This is a genomic window from Pseudomonas sp. S2_C03 (genome assembly GCF_054668405.1).
Genome location: NZ_CP162766.1, coordinates 4,661,723 through 4,681,345 on the forward strand (window position 1 = coordinate 4,661,723; position 19,623 = coordinate 4,681,345).

General features: G+C 61.8%; 19 protein-coding genes. 5 read left to right on the plus strand and 14 right to left on the minus strand.

Going from position 1 to position 19,623, the window contains the following annotated elements; genetic code table 11:
• The 8 genes from AB4N64_RS21600 to AB4N64_RS21635 all read right to left on the minus strand — a co-directional run bounded on the left by AB4N64_RS21600 (position 1) and on the right by AB4N64_RS21635 (position 8,712).
• Positions 1-369 (minus strand): glyoxalase superfamily protein, encoded by a 369-nt coding sequence (locus AB4N64_RS21600; RefSeq protein WP_460118323.1) that lies wholly within the window; start codon positions 367-369, stop codon positions 1-3.
• 120 nt (positions 370-489) lie between these two features.
• Positions 490-1,947, minus strand: a complete 1,458-nt coding sequence (locus AB4N64_RS21605; protein WP_460118325.1) for an N-acyl-D-amino-acid deacylase family protein — start codon at positions 1,945-1,947, stop codon at positions 490-492.
• Position 1,948: 1 nt separating this feature from the next.
• Positions 1,949-2,809, minus strand: coding sequence for a MurR/RpiR family transcriptional regulator (locus tag AB4N64_RS21610; protein WP_460118327.1), 861 nt, complete (start codon positions 2,807-2,809; stop codon positions 1,949-1,951).
• Between the two features lie 15 nt (positions 2,810-2,824).
• Complete coding sequence (locus AB4N64_RS21615) at positions 2,825-4,174, minus strand: GntP family permease (RefSeq protein WP_460118329.1); 1,350 nt, start codon at positions 4,172-4,174, stop codon at positions 2,825-2,827.
• 323 nt (positions 4,175-4,497) lie between these two features.
• Positions 4,498-5,943, minus strand: coding sequence for a SulP family inorganic anion transporter (locus AB4N64_RS21620; protein WP_460118331.1), 1,446 nt, complete (start codon positions 5,941-5,943; stop codon positions 4,498-4,500).
• A gap of 213 nt (positions 5,944-6,156) precedes the next feature.
• Entirely contained in the window at positions 6,157-7,050 is an 894-nt protein-coding gene (locus AB4N64_RS21625) for an NAD-dependent epimerase/dehydratase family protein (RefSeq protein ID WP_460118332.1), read from the minus strand.
• A gap of 96 nt (positions 7,051-7,146) precedes the next feature.
• Positions 7,147-8,064 carry a LysR family transcriptional regulator gene (locus AB4N64_RS21630; protein WP_460118334.1) on the minus strand — a complete coding sequence of 306 codons (918 nt, stop codon included), beginning with the start codon at positions 8,062-8,064 and terminating at the stop codon, positions 7,147-7,149.
• 57 nt (positions 8,065-8,121) lie between these two features.
• Positions 8,122-8,712 (minus strand): NAD(P)H-dependent oxidoreductase, encoded by a 591-nt coding sequence (locus AB4N64_RS21635; RefSeq protein WP_460118336.1) that lies wholly within the window; start codon positions 8,710-8,712, stop codon positions 8,122-8,124.
• A 162-nt stretch (positions 8,713-8,874) separates the two neighbouring features.
• On the opposite strand from AB4N64_RS21635, the gene AB4N64_RS21640 reads away from it, so the two are divergent.
• The gene (locus tag AB4N64_RS21640; protein WP_460118338.1) at positions 8,875-9,189 is read left to right on the plus strand and encodes a putative quinol monooxygenase; all 315 of its coding nucleotides are present in this window, start codon (positions 8,875-8,877) and stop codon (positions 9,187-9,189) included.
• On the opposite strand, the gene AB4N64_RS21645 is transcribed toward AB4N64_RS21640, so the two are convergent.
• Positions 9,179-9,943 (minus strand): sulfite exporter TauE/SafE family protein, encoded by a 765-nt coding sequence (locus AB4N64_RS21645; protein WP_460118340.1) that lies wholly within the window; start codon positions 9,941-9,943, stop codon positions 9,179-9,181. The genes AB4N64_RS21640 and AB4N64_RS21645 overlap by 11 nt on opposite strands.
• A 209-nt stretch (positions 9,944-10,152) precedes the next feature.
• Here AB4N64_RS21645 and AB4N64_RS21650 point away from each other — a divergent pair, with 209 nt between their 5' ends.
• From AB4N64_RS21650 to AB4N64_RS21660, 3 genes are all read left to right on the plus strand, one after another.
• On the plus strand, positions 10,153-11,079 hold the full coding sequence (locus AB4N64_RS21650) for a LysR family transcriptional regulator (protein WP_460118342.1): 927 nt from the start codon (positions 10,153-10,155) through the stop codon (positions 11,077-11,079).
• Between the two features lie 50 nt (positions 11,080-11,129).
• Complete coding sequence (locus AB4N64_RS21655; RefSeq protein WP_460118344.1) at positions 11,130-12,515, plus strand: amino acid permease; 1,386 nt, start codon at positions 11,130-11,132, stop codon at positions 12,513-12,515.
• A gap of 726 nt (positions 12,516-13,241) precedes the next feature.
• Positions 13,242-13,592, plus strand: a complete 351-nt coding sequence (locus tag AB4N64_RS21660) for a cupin domain-containing protein (RefSeq protein WP_460118346.1) — start codon at positions 13,242-13,244, stop codon at positions 13,590-13,592.
• A 127-nt stretch (positions 13,593-13,719) separates the two neighbouring features.
• On the opposite strand, the gene mmsB is transcribed toward AB4N64_RS21660, so the two are convergent.
• Positions 13,720-14,607 carry a 3-hydroxyisobutyrate dehydrogenase gene (gene mmsB / locus AB4N64_RS21665; protein WP_460118348.1) on the minus strand — a complete coding sequence of 296 codons (888 nt, stop codon included), beginning with the start codon at positions 14,605-14,607 and terminating at the stop codon, positions 13,720-13,722.
• Positions 14,608-14,617: 10 nt separating this feature from the next.
• Positions 14,618-16,144 carry a CoA-acylating methylmalonate-semialdehyde dehydrogenase gene (locus AB4N64_RS21670; protein WP_460118350.1) on the minus strand — a complete coding sequence of 509 codons (1,527 nt, stop codon included), beginning with the start codon at positions 16,142-16,144 and terminating at the stop codon, positions 14,618-14,620.
• Between the two features lie 154 nt (positions 16,145-16,298).
• Between AB4N64_RS21670 and AB4N64_RS21675 the strand changes: the two genes are divergently transcribed.
• Positions 16,299-17,246: a LysR family transcriptional regulator gene (locus AB4N64_RS21675; RefSeq protein WP_460118352.1), complete on the plus strand. Its 948-nt coding sequence runs from the start codon at positions 16,299-16,301 to the stop codon at positions 17,244-17,246.
• Here the strand turns inward: AB4N64_RS21675 and AB4N64_RS21680 are convergent.
• The 3 genes from AB4N64_RS21680 to AB4N64_RS21690 are packed head-to-tail and all read right to left on the minus strand — an operon-like array spanning position 17,243 to position 19,576.
• Positions 17,243-17,737 (minus strand): OmpA family protein, encoded by a 495-nt coding sequence (locus tag AB4N64_RS21680; protein WP_460118354.1) that lies wholly within the window; start codon positions 17,735-17,737, stop codon positions 17,243-17,245. The two genes, AB4N64_RS21675 and AB4N64_RS21680, sit on opposite strands and share 4 nt — an antisense overlap.
• Before the next feature lie 10 nt (positions 17,738-17,747).
• Positions 17,748-19,004, minus strand: a complete 1,257-nt coding sequence (locus tag AB4N64_RS21685) for a diguanylate cyclase domain-containing protein (protein ID WP_460118356.1) — start codon at positions 19,002-19,004, stop codon at positions 17,748-17,750.
• Positions 19,001-19,576: a YfiR family protein gene (locus AB4N64_RS21690; protein ID WP_460118358.1), complete on the minus strand. Its 576-nt coding sequence runs from the start codon at positions 19,574-19,576 to the stop codon at positions 19,001-19,003. The genes AB4N64_RS21685 and AB4N64_RS21690 overlap by 4 nt, the downstream gene beginning before the upstream one ends.
• Positions 19,577-19,623: the final 47 nt, after the last annotated feature.

A 19,623-nucleotide genomic window follows, 5' to 3' on the forward strand; every position in this document is an offset into this window, starting at 1 on the left:
TCACACCGCAATCGCATTGGTAAACACCAACCGATTACCAAACGGATCGAGGATCGTCATGTCCTGGCTACCCCAGGGCATGGCCTGGATCTGTGGATGCGAGAACTTGTAGTCCTTGGCCAACAACTGCTGCTGAAACGCTTCCAGCTCATCGGTCTCGATGCGCAGGGCAGCACCGGGTGTGCTGTCGCCATGATGCTCTGACAAGTGCAACACGCATTCACCCCGGGAGACTTGCAGGTACAGCGGGAAATTCGGTTCGAAACGATGCTGCCAGTCGATCTTGAAACCCAGAAAATCGACGTAAAACTCCACTGCCTTGTTTTCATCGAAAATCCGCAGGATCGGGGTGGTTTTGCCGAAGCTCATTTCGTTGCTCCCAGACTGGTAAGGGCTTGATTGTAGTTTGGCCAGTCTCAGCACTTCGGCTTCCTGCCGGTATTCTTTAATTGCAATGTGCCACTACCGTGACCCAGGTCTCGGAAATCATTACTGAAATCCGTCGTGCAGATCCCCCTCGCGCGCGAGGAACCGCCCTACGCGTTTGCCGTTCGCCTTCCCCTCGCTGTAGCTCAGCACGCCGTTGATCCACACGCCGTCGATGCCCTCGGCTGCCCGTTGGGGATCCGTGAAATTGGCGACATCGCGAATGGTGGTCGGGTCGAACAAGACCAGGTCAGCCCAGTGCCCTTCGCGGATCTCGCCCCGCGCCTTCAAGCCGAATCGTGCCGCCGACAACCCGGTCATTTTGTGCACGGCGGTGTGCAGGGGAAATAGCCCGACATCGCGACTGAAATGGCCGAGTACCCGTGGGAAAGCCCCCCACAAGCGCGGATGCGGAAACGGGTCCTCCGGCAAGCCGTCGGAGCCCACCATCGACAGTGGATGAGCGAGGATTTTTCGCACGTCGGCTTCGTCCATCCCGTAGTACACCGCGCCCGCCGGTTGCAGTCGGCGGGCGGCGTCCAGCAATGAGACACGCCAGTCGGCGGCGATGTCCATCAGGTCCCGACCGCCCTGCTCCGGGTGTGGCGTGGACCAGGTGATGGTAATGCGATGCGCGTCGGTGACCTGCTTGAGGTCCAGGGTCGAAGAGCTCGCAGCATAGGGATAACAATCGCAACCGACCGCGTGGGTTTTCGCGGCCTCCTCAAGACGCGCCAGCAGTTGCGGGCTGCGCCCCCAGTTACCGGCGCCGGCACATTTGAGGTGGGAGATGATGACCGGGGATTGCGCATGGCGACCGATCTGGAACGCTTCGTCCATGGCCTCCAGCACCGGCTCGAATTCACTGCGCAAATGGGTGGTGTACACCGCGCCGAAGGCGGTCAGTTCCTCGGTCAGTTGCATCACCTCTTCGGTGGACGCCGAGAATGCGCTGGCGTAGGCCAGGCCTGTGGATAAACCGAGGGCACCGGCTTCGAGGCTTTCACGAAGCTGTTCGCGCATAGCGCTGATTTCAGCCGCCGTGGCGGTGCGAAACAGATCGTCCAGGTGGTTGCTGCGCAGCGCCGTGTGGCCGACCAGGGCAGCGACGTTCAAAGTGGTGTTGACCGCTTCCACCGCCGCGCGGTAATCGGCGAAGGTGGGGTAAACGAACGCGGCGGCCGTGCCAAGCAGGTTCATCGGGTCCGGCGGATCACCCTTGAGGCTCACCGGCGACGCGCTAATGCCGCAGTTGCCGACGATCACCGTGGTCACGCCCTGGCTGAGCTTGGGCAGCATCTGCGGCTGGCGAATCACCACCGTGTCGTCGTGGGTGTGCACGTCGATGAACCCCGGGGCCAACACCCGGCCTGCCGCGTCGATTTCTTCATGAGCGCGGGAGGCGTGCAGATCACCGATGCGCTCGATGCGGCCATCGAGAATCGCCACGTCGGCGCCAAAACCCGGGGCATTGCTGCCGTCGATGACCAGTGCGTTGCGAATCAGCGTGTCGTACAGCATCTCAGTCTCCCAGCGGCAAGTGATCATCGCCGCCGCGGTAATCGTCCAGGGCGAGTTTGATGCGCCGCAGACGTTCTTGATTGTCTTCAGGATTGGCCAGTGCCAGCTCGGTGGCAAGCACGTCGATGGCCAGCAGCATGCCGTAGCGCGCCGCCGTGGGTTTGTAGATAAATGAGGTTTCCACCCCTTGCAGCGGCAGCAGCACGTCGGCCAGTTGCGCCAACGTCGAGTCGGCGCGGGTGATCGCCAGGACGCGCGCGCCATAGCTGCGCGCCAACTCCACGGCTTCGAGCAGTTCGGGGGTGATGCCGGTCAGCGAGCAGGCAATCACCGCGTGCCCTTCATCCAGGCCCGCAGCGGTGATGCGCATCATCACCGGGTCATGACACACCGCCACCGGGTAGCCGAAACGCACCAGCCGCACTTGCAGTTCATCGCTGCACAGCGTCGAGCATCCGCCCATGCCAAAGGCGTGAATCATCCGCGCCTTGCCCAGCAGCTTCACTGCATCGGCAAAGCGCGACTCTTCGAACGCTGAAAGATGCTGATGGAGGGTCGACTCGATGTCGCCGACGATCTGCCGGTAGAACGCCGACTGCGCCGGCGGGCTGGCCGGATCGAGGAAACGACTGCCTACGCCGCTGGCCTGGGCGAGTTGCAGGCGCAGGTCGCGCAAGTCACGGCAACCCACGCTGCGGGCAAATCGCGACAGCGTCGCGGTACTGACGTCCGCCCTCTGCGCCAACTCATCGAGGCTGGCGGCAGAGGCAAATCCTACGTCGTCGAGCATCAGGCGAGCGATGCGTCCTTCACCGGCGCTGAAGGAGTCCTGACGGGCGCGGATCTGATAGAGGATGTCCATGGCAAGCGGCTCCGGTTAAATCAGGTAGGAAAGGCCTACAGTCAGACCGAAGGCGACCACTGAAATGATGGTCTCCAGTACGGTCCACGTCTTGAAGGTCTGGGCCACGCTCATGTTGAAGTATTCCTTGATCAACCAGAAGCCGCCGTCGTTGACGTGGGAAAAGATGACCGAGCCGGCCCCCGTCGCCAGCACCAGCAATTCCGGGTGCGGATAAACCAGGCCGATGGCCACGGGCGCGACCACGCCCGACGCGGTGGTCATGGCCACGGTAGCTGACCCGGTCGCGATGCGCATCAACGCGGCGAACAGCCAGCCCATGATCAGCGGTGACAGGTGGAATTCATGGGCGAGACTGACGATCTGGTCGGTGACGCCGGCGTCCACCAGGATCCGGTTCAAGCCACCGCCAGCGCCGACCAGCAAGGTGATGCTGGCCGTCGGCGCCAGGCACTCGCTGGTGAACTTGAGGATCGATTCGCGGCTGAAGCCTTGGGCAATGCCCAGGGTCCAAAAGCTCAGCAGCGTGGCCAGCAGTAGAGCGATCACCGAGTTGCCGATGAACGACAGGAACTGGTTGAAGCCGCTGCCCGGCGTGGACAGCAGGTTGGCCCAGCCGCCGATCAGCATCAGCACCACGGGCAACAGGATGGTGGCCATGGTGATGCCAAAACCGGGCAGGCGAGCGCGCGGCTCGCGGTCGAGGAACTGGCGCTCCAACGGGTTTTCTGCCGGCAACTGGATGTGCGGCACGATGAGCTTGGCGTAAAGGGGACCGGCAATGATCGCCGTGGGAATACCGATGGCAATCGCATACATCAAGGTCTGTCCTACCGAGGCCTGGTAGGCCTGCACCGCCAGCATCGCCGCCGGGTGCGGCGGCACCAGCGCATGCACCACCGACAGACCGGCGACCATCGGCAGGCCGACCATCAGGATCGACACCCCGACCCGGCGCGCCACGGTAAAAGCGATCGGCACCAGCAAGACAAAACCGACCTCGAAAAACAGCGGCAAGCCCACCAGAAAGGCAATGCACACCATCGCCCAGTGCGCATTGCGCTCGCCGAAGCGGTCAATCAGGGTGCGCGCTACCCGCTCGGCGCCACCGGACTCGGCCATCATCTTGCCCAGCATCGTCCCCAGCGCCACCACCAGGGCAATATGCCCCAACGTCTTGCCGACACCGGCCTCATAGGCGCCAACCACGCCGGACGCCGGCATGCCCGCCACCAGCGCGAGGCCGATTGAGACCAGGGTGATGACAATGAAGGGGTTGAGTCGATAACGGGCGATCAACACGATCAGCGCGATGATGGCGACGGCGGCGTACACCAGCAGCCAATAGCCGAAGGACGGGGTCATGCGGTACTCCTCGAAAGGGTCACGTCGGATGTTTTGTGCAACTCTTAAAACATTTCGATGGGCGACTTTCAAACGAGGTGAAAGTAATTTTCGTGCAGGGGTATGGGGTGTCGCGTAGGGATATGCGTGATCTGGGTTTATGAAAATCCGGTGGGCGTATTTTCATCCCTGACACCGATCGCTGATTGATTCGCGCCCCCTCTGTAGGAGCGAGCATGCTCGCGATGGTCGTCAACGATGACGCGGGCTGTCTGAATGCCCGCGGTGTCTGATCCACCATCGCGAGCATGCTCGCTCCTACAGGAGTAGCGGATTACGCGTAATCAGTCGTGAGCCACCCGCGCCCGCTTGAGCAGTTTCTTGCAGCGCTCGGACAAGTGCAGCACCCGCAGATGCTTGCCCGCCTTGGCGTAACGCTCGCGCAGGGTTTTCAGCGCGGCAATGGCCGAGTAGTCGACGAAGCTCAGGTGACGGCAATCAATGGTCACCACGGCCGGGTCATTGGCGGGGTCGAACTGGTTGAGAAACGGCGTGGTCGAGGCGAAGAACAGCGTGCCATGCATCAGGTACAGCTTGCTGCCGTCGGCTTCGAGGTGGCTGTCGGCGTACAACTCCCGCGCCTGCTGCCAGGCGAAATTGAGCGCGGCGATGATGATCCCGCACAGCACCGCCGTGGCGAGGTCCGTGAACACCGTGATCACCGTCACGGCGATGATCACCAGCACGTCGTTCAACGGCACCTTGTTCACCACCCGCAGCGAAGCCCAGGCAAACGTCTGTTGCGACACCACGAACATCACCCCCACCAGCGCTGCCAGCGGAATACGCTCGATGAACGGCGACAGGAACAGGATGAACAACAGGATCAGCACGCCGGCGACCACGCCGGATACGCGGCCACGGCCACCGGAACTCAGGTTGATCACGGTCTGGCCGATCATCGCGCAGCCACCCATGCCGCCGAATACACCGGAGACCATGTTCGCCGCGCCCAGCGCCACACACTCGCGATCCGGAAAACCACGGGTCTCGGTGATTTCGTCGGTCAGGTTCAGGGTCAGCAGGGTTTCCAGCAGACCGACCAACGCCATCAGGATTGCGTAGGGCGCGATGATGCGCAGGGTTTCGAGCGTCCACGGGATGTCCGGCAACGCCAGCGTCGGCAGGCCGCCGGCGATGTGCGCCATGTCGCCCAGGGTGCGCGTCGGCAGGCCCAGCAGGTACACCGCCAGCCCGACGCCCAGAATGGCCACCAATGCCGGCGGCACGGCGCGGGTCAGGCGCGGCAGCACGTAGACGATCGCCATCGTCAGCACCACCAGCCCCACCATCAGGTACAACGGCGTGCCGGTGAGCCAGTGCTCGCCGCTCTTGAAGTGTTCAAGCTGGGCCAGGGCGATGATGATCGCCAGGCCGTTGACGAAACCGAGCATCACCGGGTGCGGCACCATCCGTACCAGCTTGCCCAGCCTCAACACACCGAAGGCGAGCATCACCAGGCCACCGAGCAGTACGGTCGCCAACAGATATTGCACGCCGTGTTGCACCACCAGCGCAACGATCACCACCGCCATCGACCCGGCGGCCCCGGAAACCATCCCCGGCCGGCCGCCGAACAGAGCGGTCAGGGTGCAGATAATGAAGGCGCCATACAGGCCCATCAGCGGGTTGAGATGAGCGACCAGCGCAAAGGCGATGCATTCGGGCAGCAAGGCAAAAGACGTGGTGAGCCCAGCCAGGACTTCGGCGCGTAGGTTTTTTGGTTTCATGGGGGGACCGCAGGCAAGGTGTCGCGAAAATAATGTGCGGATGTTACGGATTTGCGCCTGGCCCGGCCAGCTTTGGTGCCTTCAAGAATACCGTCGCGAGCGAGCCCGCTCCCACATTGGACCGAGTTCGTCTGAACAACGCGGTCAACTGTGGGAGCGGGCTTGGTCCGGGCGGCGTTCCGACGAAGAACGATAACGCGGTCTAAGGCGAACTCAGACCATCTCGTCGCGAATCCACTCCACCACCGACGTCCGCTTTGGCGCCCAGCCCAGCAACTCCCGCGCCTTCTTGCCGCGCACCCGGCTGTTGGAACCCAAGCCATAGTTGGCCATTTCATAACCCCACTCGGCTTCGGCGTCTTTCAACGGCCAGTCCTGCGGTTGCCCCAGGTTCAACGCCTCGGCCATGGCGGTGGTCATGTCGATGAACGACGCTTCACCGCTTTCAACGAAATAGAACGTGCCCGGCACATTCCTGGTCAACGCCAGCAGGTACAGCGCCACCACGTCTTCAATGTGCACGTTGGACCAGATGTTGCGACCCGTGCCGACATGACGCACCACCCCGCTTTTGCGTGCCTGTTTCAGCAGCCGAGGCAGTTGCACGCTGTCACGATTGACGCCCAGGCTGTGGCCGTAGATCAGGGTGTTGCAGATCACTGCCGAATTCACGCCGTCCTTCGCCGCCGCGAGGATCAGGTTATCGATGGCCACGCGTGCGGCCTTGTCGACAGTCGGTTCCGGCAAGGTGTCTTCAAAGTAGATCGCGTCACTGGCCTCGCCACCCGACGCATCGCCGACAATGCTCGAACCACTGGTGTGCAGGAACACCTTTTGCGAACCGCGCATCGCATCCAGCAAAGCCTCTACCGCCCCGCGATGATCGCTGCTGGCCGCGTTGATCACCGCGTCGGCCGCACGGGCCTGTTGCGCCAGAAGGGCGCTGTCATCCAGGGTGCCGAATACGGGGGTGATGCCCAGCGCGCTCAACTCATTGGCCTGTTCGCTGTTGCGCACCAGGCCAGTGACGGTGTGGCCGGCACGAACCAGGCCGGTGGCGATGGAGCCGCCGATAAAACCGGCAGCGCCGGTGACGAATACGTTCATGGGGAATCTCCCTGCTTGGGTCAGTGATGCGATCAGTATCAAGGCGTCGTTACTGACGAAAAATACCCACCGACCCAATTCAATCTTGCGCAGGGGTCAAGAATCAGCGTTGAAGTCCGAACTGGCATACAACGCCAACTTGCCCTGGATGAAATCCAGGAAGCATTGAATCCGCAGGGCCAATTGCGAGTTGCGGTAGTACACCGCGTTGATCGGCTGGCGATAACCACTGTTGAAATCCGCCAGCACCACCTTCAAACGTCCGGCGCGAATGTCCTCGATGGTCATGTAATGCGACAGGCTGGCAATGCCCTGCCCTTGGAGCGCCAGGTGCCGAATGGTCTCGCCGCTGGACGCGCTGATGGAAGCCTGGATCGGCCAGCGATCGCCATGCACATACCGCAACGGCCATTGGTTGAGGCCTTCGTTGTGGGTAAACCCGAGCAGCGCATGCCCGCTCAGGTCCTCGACGACCCTCGGTGTGCCATGTCGTTCGAGGTAAGCCGGGCTGGCGACGATGTGCAGTGGGCTGCACCCCAGTGAGCGGGCGTGCAGGGTCGAATCGGACAGCGTGCCGATGCGGATGGCGATGTCGGTGCTCTGCTCCAGCAGATCGATGATCAGGTCGTTGCTGTTGAGTTCCAGCTGGATGTCCGGGTAGAGCCTGCGGAACTCGTCGATGTACGGCACGATGGCGTGCAGCATGAAGGGCGATGCTGCGTTGATGCGCAAACGCCCGGACGGGGTCTGCTGGCGTGAGGACAGGCGCTCTTCCAGCTCATCCATCTGATCGAGAATCAGCTTGGCGTGTTCGAAGAAATATTTGCCTTCCTCGGTCAGGTCCATGCGCCGCGTGGTGCGGTTGATCAAGGTCGTATCGAGCTTGGCCTCCAACCGCGACAACGTGCGGCTGACCGCCGAGGGCGTCTGCCCGACCTGCTCGGCGGCCGCTGAAATCGACCCGCACTCAATCACGCAGACGAATATCTGCAACTCATCGGATCTGGCTTTCACAAAGGCCCCTCACTCAAAACTGGCTTGATAGTAGCTGGATGAGGGGCAAAAGAAACCTCAAGCCTTGAGGCCGAACACCTCGGTCAAATGCTGCTCGTAGCGTGCGATATCGCCTTCGATGTTCGGGCGTTTCATCACGTCAACGGCGAGAAAGGTCGGCAAGGCGGTCATGCCGAGGAACTGGTTGGCCTTGTGGAACGGGAAGTAAACGGCGTCCACACCCTTACCTTCAAAAAAGTCGGTCGGGTCGTCGAAGGCTTGCTGGGGTGCGTTCCAGGTCAGCGACAACAGGTATTGCTTGCCGTGCACGAGGCCACCGCTGCCGTACTTCTGCGAAGCGTCGGAGCGGGTGCGACCGTCGCTGGCGTAGAGACTGCCGTGACCTTCGGTGAACACTTCGTCAATGTACTTTTTCACGGTCCACGGCGCGCCCATCCACCAGCCCGGCATCTGATAGATGATCACATCGGCCCAGAGGAACTTGGCCACTTCTTCGGCAATGTCGTAACCCTCATCGATGAAGGTGGTTTTCACGTCGAGGCCACCGCGGTCCAGCACGGCCAGCGCTGCTTCGTGCAGGGTGGTGTTGTAGCGACCATCGGAGTGAGCGAATTTTTTACCGCCATTGAGCAACAGGACTTTTTTCATGAGTGATCTCGAAAGGGTCTGAAATGGAATGGCGGCAGATTAACGATCCGGATCGCGCGTAATAAGCCTTGAACTCACAAAACTGATTTGACCTATACGCACGAATCAACGACAGATTGTTGCAATACACTGGGGCCAATTCTGACCTTGAGGAGATTGTTAATGAGTGAGTTGCAAGGTTTCATCCTGCATGCCAAGACCCGCCCGGAAAAATCCGACGCTTTCGAAGCTTTCTTCCTTAGCCATGTGGAGGCCAGTCGCGCCGAGCCCGGCTGCATCGAATACCACATGCTGCGCGACAAACAGGACCCGACACTGTTTATCTTCTTTGAGATCTGGCAGTCCCAGGCGCACCTCGATGTGCACTCGAACTTGCCGCACATGAAGGAGTTTCTGGCGCAGCGCGAGCAATATCTGGAGCGGGACTTCGATATCCGCGCCATTGATATGCTCAGCCCGTCGTCCGCTATCCGCTGATCAGCAAGTGCCCGCCGAGCACACCCAAGCCGATGAAAAATACGCGCTTGAACACCGGTGCACTGATCCGCTGGCGCAGCCATTGGCCGAGCAGCATGCCCAGCACCGCCGGGATCAGTGCCAGCAATGACGCGCTCAGTTCGCCCCCGCCCAACGCCTCGCGCCACAACAACCCGGCAGCCAGGGCGAGGGTCGACACGGTGAACGACAAGCCCAGTGCCTGCACCAGTTCGTCCTTGCTCAAGCCCAGCGCTTGCAGGTAAGGCACCGCCGGGATCACGAAGACGCCAGTGGCTGAGGTGATCACCCCGGTCACCACGCCACACAGGGGACCCAGCCAGCGCTCGGTTGCGCTGCCAACGCGCAGGGTGGGCAGGAACAGACCGCTCAACGCGTAGAGCAACAATGCAGCGCCGAGCCCCCGCACCACCCAATGCCCGCCGACCATGCCGATCCACAAGGTGCCAACCCCCGTGCCGATGAAAATCGCCAGTAGCATCGGCCACAACCGCTTGACCAGCCCGAGCAGATGCCCGCCGAACGCCAGTTGCCAGACGTTGGTCAGCGTCGCCGGGATGATCAGCAGCGCCGCAGCCTGCGACGGCGCCATAGCCAGACCGAGCAGACCCATGGCGATGGTGGGCAGGCCGAGGCCGATCACGCCCTTGATCATGCCGGCCAGCAGAAAGGTGGCGATGATCATAAGGGAAAGGGCCAGGCCCAGGTTTTGGTAGTACGCGAGGAGTGTGTTCATGGGGCCTATCCTGAGTCTGGATTGGCCGGGTGGAAATCTGCCATATACTGAGGGTGCCTCTTGTTTTGGTAGAGGCTCTGGAACTTCAGCGGTGCTGATGGCCTCATCGCGAGCAAGCTCGCTCCTACAGGGGCCGGCGGCGAGCTCTGTAGGAGCGGGCTTGCCCGCGATGAGGCCCGCCCAAACACCACACAACCCCGGGCCACCCCATGCACTTCGACCTCACCGACCTGCGCCTCTACCTGAATATCCTCGACAGCGGCAACATCACGGCCGGCGCCGTGCGCAGTCATTTGTCGCTGGCGGCTGCCAGTGCGCGAATCCGCGCCATGGAGTCTTCGCTGGGCATCGACTTTCTCGAGCGCGGTCGGCGGGGCGTCACCCCCACACCGGCGGGAAAAGCCCTGGCGCACCACGCCCGGTTGCTGCTGCAACACGCCGAACGCATGCAGCAGGACCTGGCCGAATACGCCAAGGGTGTCAAAGGTCAGGTGCGCCTGTTGTGCAACACCACGGCGATCACCGAACACCTGCCGGAAGTGCTGGCGGACTTCCTTTGCCACCACCCCAACCTCGACATCGAGCTGCAGGAAATGCCCAGCCTGCGCATCGTCCACGCCTTGCGCCAGGGGGCAGCGGACTTGGGCATCGTCTCGGACGCCGTCGACATCCATGGTCTGGACACTTTGGCGTTTCGCGATGATCCGCTGGTGCTTATCGTACCGCCCGACCACCCGCTGGCGCACGAAGAGAGCCCAACGTTCGGCGACTCCCTGCATTACGATTTCGTCGGTCTGAGCGCCAGCAGCGCGTTGGCGGTGTACCTGGAGGAACAGGCGTTGCACGCCGGGGCGCGGCTGGCGATCCGCATTCGCGCAGAAGGGTTCGATGCCCTGATGCGTATGGTCGCCCGCGGCGCCGGACTGGCGATCGTGCCTCAGGTCGCTATTCAGCGTCGTGGCAACGATCTGCCCTTCAAGCGCTTTGTCCTCAAGGAAGACTGGGCACAACGCAAACTATTGCTCTGCGCCCGCTCTTTCGAGGGTCTGCCGGGTTATGCCAAGGCCTTGCTCGAGACGTTGCGCAGCGCAAACCTTGAACCCGGGTCAGTATTACAAACAGGCGACGAAGCGTAAGATCTGCGCTTTCAAATCAGGCCTGGCCACAACAATCAGAAGGGAACGCGATGGCGGATGAAATTTTGCAGCAGGCGACGCTCAAGCGAGGGCTGAAGAATCGACACATTCAATTGATCGCACTGGGTGGTGCGATCGGCACGGGGCTGTTTTTGGGCTCCGCCGGCGTTCTGAAGTCCGCCGGCCCGTCGATGATCCTCGGTTACGCGATTGCCGGTTTCATTGCGTTCCTGATCATGCGCCAACTGGGCGAAATGATCGTCGAAGAACCGGTGGCCGGCTCATTCAGCCATTTCGCGCACAATTACTGGGGCGGCTTCGCGGGTTTCCTGTCTGGCTGGAACTACTGGGTGTTGTACGTTCTGGTGGGCATGGCCGAACTGACGGCTGTCGGTAAATACGTGCAGTTCTGGTGGCCGGAGGTGCCGACCTGGGTCAGCGCGGCGGTATTCTTCGTGCTGGTCAACCTGATCAACTGCCTGAACGTCAAAGTCTTTGGCGAGATGGAGTTCTGGTTCGCGATCATCAAGGTCGTGGCCATCATCGGCATGATCGTCCTGGGCTGCTACATGCTGTTCAGCGGCACCGGCGGCCCGCAGGCATCGGTGAGCAACCTGTGGAGCCACGGCGGTTTCTTCCCCAACGGCACCACTGGCCTGCTGATGGCGATGGCGTTCATCATGTTCTCGTTCGGTGGCCTGGAACTGGTCGGCATCACCGCAGCGGAAGCCAGCGAGCCGAGGAAGGTCATTCCCAAGGCGATCAATCAGGTGGTGTACCGGGTGCTGATCTTCTACGTCGGCGCACTCACCGTGCTGCTGTCGCTCTACCCGTGGGACCAATTGCTGGAAACCCTGGGCGCCTCGGGCGATGCCTACAGCGGCAGTCCGTTCGTGCAGATCTTTGCCCTGATCGGCAGCGACACCGCCGCACAGATCCTCAACTTCGTGGTGCTCACCGCCGCGCTGTCGGTCTACAACAGTGGCGTGTACTGCAACAGCCGCATGCTTTACGGCCTGGCGGAACAGGGCGATGCACCCAAGGTGCTGATGAAGCTGAACAAGCAAGGCGTGCCGCTGCTGGCGCTGGGCGTGTCGGCGCTGATTACCCTGCTGGCCGTGGTGGTCAACTACGTGGCACCCCATGAGGCGCTGGAATTGCTGTTCGCTCTGGTGGTTGCCTCGTTGATGATCAACTGGGCGCTGATCAGCCTCACACACCTGAAATTCCGCAAAGCCATGGTCCAGCGGGGTGTGGAGCCGGGCTTCAAGGCGTTCTGGTCGCCCTACACCAATTACCTGTGCCTGGCCTTCATGGCCGTGATCATCTGCGTCATCTGGATGATCCCGCCGGTACGGGCCTCGGTGTATGCCATGCCGGTGTGGGTGGCGCTGATCTACGCCTGCTACCGGATACGCGTGTCGCGCAGCAACTAACCGCGCAAAAAATGGCCCCGGCATTCAATGAATACCGGGGCTTTTTTATGCGCCATCTGTAGGAGCGAGTTTACTCGCGATGGTCGTCAACGATGACGCTGGACACCTGACACCCCACGGTGCCTGGGCCTCCATCGCGAGCGTCCCCCCTGTAGGAGCGAGTTTACTCGCGATGGTCGTCAACGATGACGCTGGACACCTGACACCCCACGGTGCCTGGGCCTCCATCGCGAGCATGCTCGCTCCTACAGTTGTCCACATTCCTCCTGTAGGAGCGAGTTTACTCGCGATGGTCGTCAACGATGACGCTGGACGCCTGACACCCTGCGGTGCCTGGGCCTCCATCGCGAGCGTCCCCCCTGTAGGAGCGAGTTTACTCGCGATGGTCGTCAACGATGACGCTGGACGCCTGACACCCTGCGGTGCCTGGGCCTCCATCGCGAGCATGCTCGCTCCTACAGTTGTCCACATTCCTCCTGTGGGAGCGGGCTTGCTCGCGATGGTCGTCAACGATGACGCTGGACGCCTGACACCCTGCGGTGCCTGGGCCTCCATCGCGAGCAAGCTCGCTCCTACAGTTATCGCATTGCCTGTCGGAACGCGCTGACACAGGGATCACGCACATGCGAGCGCTTCTGGGCATTCCGATGTCGAGCACAGACAACTCGACCCTGGTCACTCCCGGCAGGATGCGCCTTCAGCTCTCCTCACTTGCCTGGAGTCATCATGACCGCAAATGCACCGATCACCGTTCTTCGCGACACTCACCCACTGCCCGTGCTGGACGCCTGCAAATGGGAAAAACTCGAAGGCGACCCGCACACGGTCAACCTCAACGCCTACACCAGCGAAGACGGCAGCAAGATCATGGGCACCTGGATCTGCACTCCGGGCAAGTGGTATGTGGAATACGTGAAGTGGGAATACTGCGACTTCCGCGAGGGTTACTGCATCATTACGCCGGAAGGCAAGGAACCGATCCATCTGCGCGCGGGTGATATTTTTATTATCGAGCCGGGGATGAAAGGCACCTGGGAAGTGGTGGAAACCGTGCGCAAGTATTTCGTGTTTGCCTGACACAAAAAACTGTAGGAGCGAGCTTGCTCGCGATGCGGCCGTCACATCCACCCTGATTGTGACTGACCCACCGCTATCGCGAGCAAGCTCGCTCCTACAGGGTGGGGTTATCCCCCACCCCAGATGTTCATTGCGGCTTACGATAACTATTGATGATCGCCGAGAAGTCCTTGCCCCCTTCCCCACGCAGGCTCATCGCCTGATACAACTGCTGAGCCACAGCTCCGAGCACCACCGGTTGGTGCGCCTGACGCGCCGCTTCCGTGGCCAACCCAAGATCCTTGAGCATCAACTCTGCACCAAAACCACCGGTATAACCGCGCGACGCCGGCGCCGTTTCGACGATGCCCGGCCACGGGTTGTACATTTCCGAACTCCAGCAACGCCCGGTGGAGCTGTTGATGATGCCGGCCAGCACGCCCGTGTCGATTCCCAGCGCATTCCCCAGCGCCATGGCTTCACTGACGCCGACCATGGAGATCCCCAGCAACAGGTTGTTGCAGATCTTGGCGATCTGCCCTGTACCGACTTCACCGCAATGCACGATGTTGCGGCCCATCTGCGCCAGCACCGGTTGCAGGGTGGCAAAGAGTTCTGCCGTTGCGCCGACCATGAACGTCAGTGTCCCGGCCGCTGCACCGCCGGTGCCACCGGAGACCGGGGCATCGGCCATGGCCACGCCCTGCCTGGCCGCCGCTGCGGCCACATCGCGGGCTGTCTGCGGATCGATGGTGCTGCAATCCACCGCTGGCACGCCTTGGCCAATACCGGCCAGCACACCGTCTTCGCCCAGCCACACGCTGCGCACATGCACAGCGGCGGGCAGCATGGTGATAACCAGCTCCGCACCCTGGGCGGCCTCGCGGGCCGACCCGCTGATGCTGCCGCCCAGTTGTTCAAGCTCAGCCAGCACGGTTGTGTTCAGGTCCACCAGTCGCAGCGAATGACCGGCCTTGATGAGGTTGCGTGCCATCGGCGCGCCCATGTTACCCAGACCGATAAAGGCAATTTTCATGTCCGGCTCCTTAACGCAGGTTGATGGTGGTGTTCACGCCGTCGTTGACGCTGTTGTCATCGAACCAGCGCGCAGTCACCGTCTTGGTCTGAGTGTAGAACTGCACCACCTGCTTGCCATACGGGCCGAGGTCGCCAAGCTTGGAACCCCGTGAACCCGTGAAGCTGAAGAACGGCACCGGCACCGGGATAGGGATGTTGATGCCCACCTGGCCCACATCGATTTCACTCTGGAACTTGCGCGCTGCCGCACCGCTCTGGGTGAACAGACCCGTGCCATTGCCGAACGGGTTGGCGTTCACCAGGGCGATGGCCTGGTCGAGGGTGTCAACTTCCAGTACCACCAGCACGGGGCCGAAGATTTCCTGGGTGTAGATCTGCATGTCGGTGGTGACACCGGAGAACAGGGTCGGGCCGACGAAGTTGCCCTGCTCGAAACCCGGCACAGTGATGTCGCGACCGTCCAGCTCCAGCTTGGCCCCTTCCTTGATGCCGCTTTCGATCAGGTCAAGAATGCGCGCCTTGGCCTTTTTCGAAATCACCGGACCGACGTCGGTGCCCGGCTCGCTGCCCGCGTTGACCTTGAGTTTCTGCGCCAATGCCTTGAGGTCAGGTAGCCACTGCTTCGACGCACCGACCAGCACCACCACCGAGGTGGCCATGCAACGTTGCCCGGCGGCACCGAAACCGGCCCCCACCAGCGCGTTCAACGCTTGCTCGCGGTTGGCATCCGGGAGCACCACGGCGTGGTTCTTTGCGCCCATCATCGACTGTACGCGCTTGCCGTGTTTGCCCGCCAGGTCGTACACGTGGGTGCCGACGGCGGTCGAACCGACGAAGGAAACAGCCTTGATGTCCTTGTGGGTGCACAGCGCATCGACCACATCCTTGCCACCGTGCACCACGTTGAGCACGCCGGCCGGGACGCCGGCCTCGATGGCCAGTTCCACCAGCAGCATCGTCGACAGCGGGTCCTGTTCCGACGGTTTGAGCACGAAGGTGTTGCCGCAGGCGATGGCCATCGGGAACATCCACAGCGGGATCATCGCCGGGAAATTGAACGGGGTGATACCGGCGCAAACGCCGATAGGCTGGCGCAGGGTGTAGGTGTCGACGCCACCGGCGACGTTTTCGGCGAACTCGCCCATTTGCAGCGTGCCGATCGAGCAGGCGTGCTCCACCACTTCCAGGCCCCGGAAAATATCGCCTTCAGCGTCGGCAATGGTCTTGCCCTGTTCGTTGCTGAGCACCACGGCAATGCGCTTGGAGTGCTCGCGGATCAGCGCCTGGAGCTTGAGCATGATGCGCATGCGCGCACCGATTGGCGTCAGCTTCCAGGTCTGGAAGGCCCGATGGGCGGCACTGATGGCAGCGTCCACTTCCTGCGCCGTGGCAAATGGCACCTTGGCCAGCACTTGCTGGGTGGCCGGGTTGACGATGTCGTGCCACTCGGTGGACTGCGACTCGACCCACTGGCCGTCGATCAACAGCTTGACCTTGTGCACCGTGGTTTCGTTAGGCGTGAGCGATACGTTCATGCTGGTCTCCGGGATCTTGTTTTTGTCGAGAGAGCGAGCCAAGGCGAGAAGGTCGCCTTGAGATGAGTCGTGCGTCGCGATGTGGTGATCGGACTGTTTCTGGAGTATAGATGTGCAAACTTCTAATAAGAACGCACATAAAAGCCGGTCCATCATGCAAAAAAACATCACGTCGCTGGGGTCGCTGAATTGGGATGACCTCAAGTTTTTCCTCGAAGTCGCCCGCACCCGCAAGGCCAGCACAGCGGCCAAACGCCTGGCGGTGGACTACACCACCGTGTCGCGACGCATCAGTTCCCTGGAAACGGCCCTGGGCACCCTGCTGTTCGAAAAGTCGCGCACCAGCGGCTTTGTCCTGACCAACGAGGGCCAGCGGCTGCTCGCCTACGCCGAGGCGATCGAAAGCACGTTGCACATGGCCTGCGAGCAAGTGTCAGGGTCGGGCGTGGCGCTGTCCGGGCATGTGCGCATGGGGTGCACCGAAGGGTTCGGCAGCTTTTTCATCACCCCGCAACTGAGCCACTTCGTTGACGCCTATCCAGCCATATCGGTGGACATCCTGCCGCTGCCGCACTTCATCAGCCTGTCCAAGCGCGAGGCCGACATCGTCATTGCCCTGGAACGCCCGGAGCACGGTCCGTACGTGTGCTGCAAACTCTGCGACTATAAACTGCAGCTGTACGCCACCCAGGACTATCTGGACAAACACCCGCCCATCCGGCGCCCGTCCGACCTCGGCAAGCATTCGTTCATCAGTTATGTCGACGACCTGGCGTTCAGTTCCGAGCTTCTGTACCTGGCCAACGTCCTGCCCAACGCCAGCGCCAATCTGCGCAGCACCAGCGTCATCGCCCAATTCGTGGCGGCGCAACAAGGGCGCTCACTGGCCATCCTGCCGTGTTTTCTCGCCGCTCAGGATCCCCGTTTATTACCGGTGCTGCCGGAGGAGATCAACATCACGCGCCAGTTCTGGATGTACTGCCGCGAGGACTTGAGAAAACTCAAGCGGATTACGTTGTTGTGGGATTACATCCGCGCAGTCACCGAGCAGAACCAGGGGTTGTTGATGGGCGAACACCGCGAAATATTGTTCGCCGACTAACCCGCACTCACCACAATCGACACGCGGCGATTCTCGGTCCGCCCCGCTGCGGTGTCGTTGCTGGCCACCGGCTGGCTGCTGCCCAGGCCCTGGAGCTGGATGTTTTGCTCGGGCATGCCAACGGCGGTCAGTACCGTGGCCACGCTTTTCGCTCGCCGCACGGACAGTTGCTGGTTGTAGGCCTCTTTACCCGAGGCATCGGTGTGGCCGTCGATGCGTACGTGGTCGATGCCCACGCCCAGCAGCGCCTTGCCAATACGTTCAACGATGTCGGTGCTCTGCCGGTTGAGGCTTTCGACATCGCTGCCAAACAGGACCTTGCCGGACAGGCCGAAGGCCCAGCCCTCGTCGGTCAATTCGAAACCTTGCTGTTTGAGTACCGCGACCTGCGCAGGGGTCAGGCCTTTTTGCGGCGCGGTCTGGCAACCGGTCAATGCCAGGATCGCCATGAAGAATGTGAGGGTCAGAATACGAAGTGAGAACACGGACATAGCTCCTGGTTTAAACGTCGGCGACAGGGTGCTCCGACCCTGACGTGTGCTGTGCGCCTCGGGCGAGGCGTTTGGCCTGGTACATGGCCGCATCGGCCGCGTCGAGCAGCGCCCCCGGCGTCGCGCCATGATCGGGATAGACGGCGATACCGATGCTGAGGGAGGTCAACACTTGCGTGGTCCCTGGCAGAGCAATCGGCATTTCCATGCTCTCCAGGATTTTGTCGGCGATGCGCTCGGCGTCCTCCGTCTGGTGCAACGGCGTGAGCAGGACGGCGAATTCATCACCGCCCAGGCGTGCCACCAGATCGTCCTCGCGCAGTTGTGCGCGCACCCGATTGGCAACAGCCACCAGGACCGCATCACCGGCGGCGTGACCGAAGTTGTCGTTGATTTCCTTGAACCGGTCGCTGTCGAGAAACAGCACCGCCACACGCTCGTTGTACTTGTTGGCGTTGCGCAGGGCACGAATCAGCCTGCCCTCGAAAAACGCCCGGTTCGGCAACCCGGTGAGGCTGTCGTGGCTGGCCTGATGAGCCAGGGTTTCGTTTTCGGTCTGCAGGTGGGTCTGCCAGTTCTCGAGTTCATCGAGCAGGGCGTTGAAGTCGTTGCCGAGGTTGTCGAGTTCGGCGATCTCGGCGGGCGGCACGCGCTGGTCGAACGCCCGCTCGCTGCGCGCGGCATGGGCCACGGCGGCCAAATGGCGCAGTGGCCGGGTAATTCCGCGCAGTTGCCGGCGCGCGAGATACAGCGCCACCCAGGCACTGATGGCCGTGCACAGCACGATGCCCACCAGACCACTGAGCAGGAAACGCATCAGGCTGCCACCGTGGCCGGTCAGGTGGATGTTACCTATCTCACGGTCCTGATGGATGATCGGCAAGCTGATCGGTTTCTCCAGGAATACCTTGGCCATCTGCATTTCAAGGGCAGAAAGCAATCCGCTTTCCGGGCGGCGCCAATGCGCCAGCACCCTGCCTTGTGCGTCCAGCACCTGGGCATCGGCCACTTCTTCGGTGGACGCGATCAAGGCCAGTGCTTCATTGGCGGCCGGCTTGTCGTTGAACACAACGGCCGCTTCCACGGTGTAATTGATCGAGCGGGCGATCAGTTGCAGGTTGTAGTCGGCATAGGCGCGCAAGGCCAGGACACCGAGCAGCGTCAACGAGACGCTCGCCATGGCCACCGCCACCAGCGCGACGATCAAGTGGCCACGACCCAGGACCGAACGCAGTGTCGGGCGATTGCTCTCGCTGGAAGGCTTCATGGCGCGGCCGACCTGCGACGAGACAGTTGCAACACGCTGGGGTGAATGCGCACGCCGCTGCGAGCCACGGAATCCAGGTTGACCTCGAAGGAGACCTGTTCATCGCCGACCCGCAGGCAGAACAGGCTGCCTACGGTGCAAGGATCGTCGCTCTCGCTGATGCTCAGCACGGGCTGCCCGGTCAGAGCGGTGAACAAGCGGCCACGTTCCTCGCGTGTCAGCTTGCCGATGTACAGCGCATCGCACTCGCTGACAACCGACGGGTTGTCGGCGAGCAGGCGACGCACGGTGACAGGGCGCCCGGTGGATTGGGTCGTGCCCTTGACCAGGTCATCGGTGTATTCGGTCGGGCCGACGATGCACAAGCGCAGTTGCGGTGGCTCGACGGGCCAGCGGGCATAACTGAGGATGCCGAGGACCACTTGCGTGACCGAGCGGGCGCGCTGGTCGGCCATGCCGGGCGAGGTTGGCGCTTGCGCGAAAACGAGGCCACTGAGCAGACAGAGAAAACCTGCGAACACGATTTGCTGGCAACCAGCAATGCGCCCTGTCGTCCGGACAGCCACCTTCATGCAGGGATTCTCTTGGGTTCGAGCGGGGTAATGCCGCAACGATAGCA

Bases quoted from the DNA above. Each gene is read 5' to 3' on its own strand.
- AB4N64_RS21620 (WP_460118331.1), bottom strand. From the start codon at position 5,943: ATGAAACCAAAAAACCTACGCGCCGAAGTCCTGGCTGGGCTCACCACG.
- AB4N64_RS21600 (WP_460118323.1), bottom strand. From the start codon at position 369: ATGAGCTTCGGCAAAACCACCCCGATCCTGCGGATTTTCGATGAAAAC.
- AB4N64_RS21625 (WP_460118332.1), bottom strand. From the start codon at position 7,050: ATGAACGTATTCGTCACCGGCGCTGCCGGTTTTATCGGCGGCTCCATC.
- AB4N64_RS21685 (WP_460118356.1), bottom strand. From the start codon at position 19,004: ATGAAGCCTTCCAGCGAGAGCAATCGCCCGACACTGCGTTCGGTCCTG.
- AB4N64_RS21605 (WP_460118325.1), bottom strand. From the start codon at position 1,947: ATGCTGTACGACACGCTGATTCGCAACGCACTGGTCATCGACGGCAGC.
- AB4N64_RS21660 (WP_460118346.1), top strand. From the start codon at position 13,242: ATGACCGCAAATGCACCGATCACCGTTCTTCGCGACACTCACCCACTG.
- AB4N64_RS21680 (WP_460118354.1), bottom strand. From the start codon at position 17,737: ATGTCCGTGTTCTCACTTCGTATTCTGACCCTCACATTCTTCATGGCG.
- AB4N64_RS21650 (WP_460118342.1), top strand. From the start codon at position 10,153: ATGCACTTCGACCTCACCGACCTGCGCCTCTACCTGAATATCCTCGAC.
- AB4N64_RS21690 (WP_460118358.1), bottom strand. From the start codon at position 19,576: ATGAAGGTGGCTGTCCGGACGACAGGGCGCATTGCTGGTTGCCAGCAA.
- AB4N64_RS21675 (WP_460118352.1), top strand. From the start codon at position 16,299: ATGCAAAAAAACATCACGTCGCTGGGGTCGCTGAATTGGGATGACCTC.
- AB4N64_RS21645 (WP_460118340.1), bottom strand. From the start codon at position 9,943: ATGAACACACTCCTCGCGTACTACCAAAACCTGGGCCTGGCCCTTTCC.
- AB4N64_RS21640 (WP_460118338.1), top strand. From the start codon at position 8,875: ATGAGTGAGTTGCAAGGTTTCATCCTGCATGCCAAGACCCGCCCGGAA.
- AB4N64_RS21670 (WP_460118350.1), bottom strand. From the start codon at position 16,144: ATGAACGTATCGCTCACGCCTAACGAAACCACGGTGCACAAGGTCAAG.
- AB4N64_RS21610 (WP_460118327.1), bottom strand. From the start codon at position 2,809: ATGGACATCCTCTATCAGATCCGCGCCCGTCAGGACTCCTTCAGCGCC.
- AB4N64_RS21615 (WP_460118329.1), bottom strand. From the start codon at position 4,174: ATGACCCCGTCCTTCGGCTATTGGCTGCTGGTGTACGCCGCCGTCGCC.
- AB4N64_RS21635 (WP_460118336.1), bottom strand. From the start codon at position 8,712: ATGAAAAAAGTCCTGTTGCTCAATGGCGGTAAAAAATTCGCTCACTCC.
- mmsB (WP_460118348.1), bottom strand. From the start codon at position 14,607: ATGAAAATTGCCTTTATCGGTCTGGGTAACATGGGCGCGCCGATGGCA.
- AB4N64_RS21655 (WP_460118344.1), top strand. From the start codon at position 11,130: ATGGCGGATGAAATTTTGCAGCAGGCGACGCTCAAGCGAGGGCTGAAG.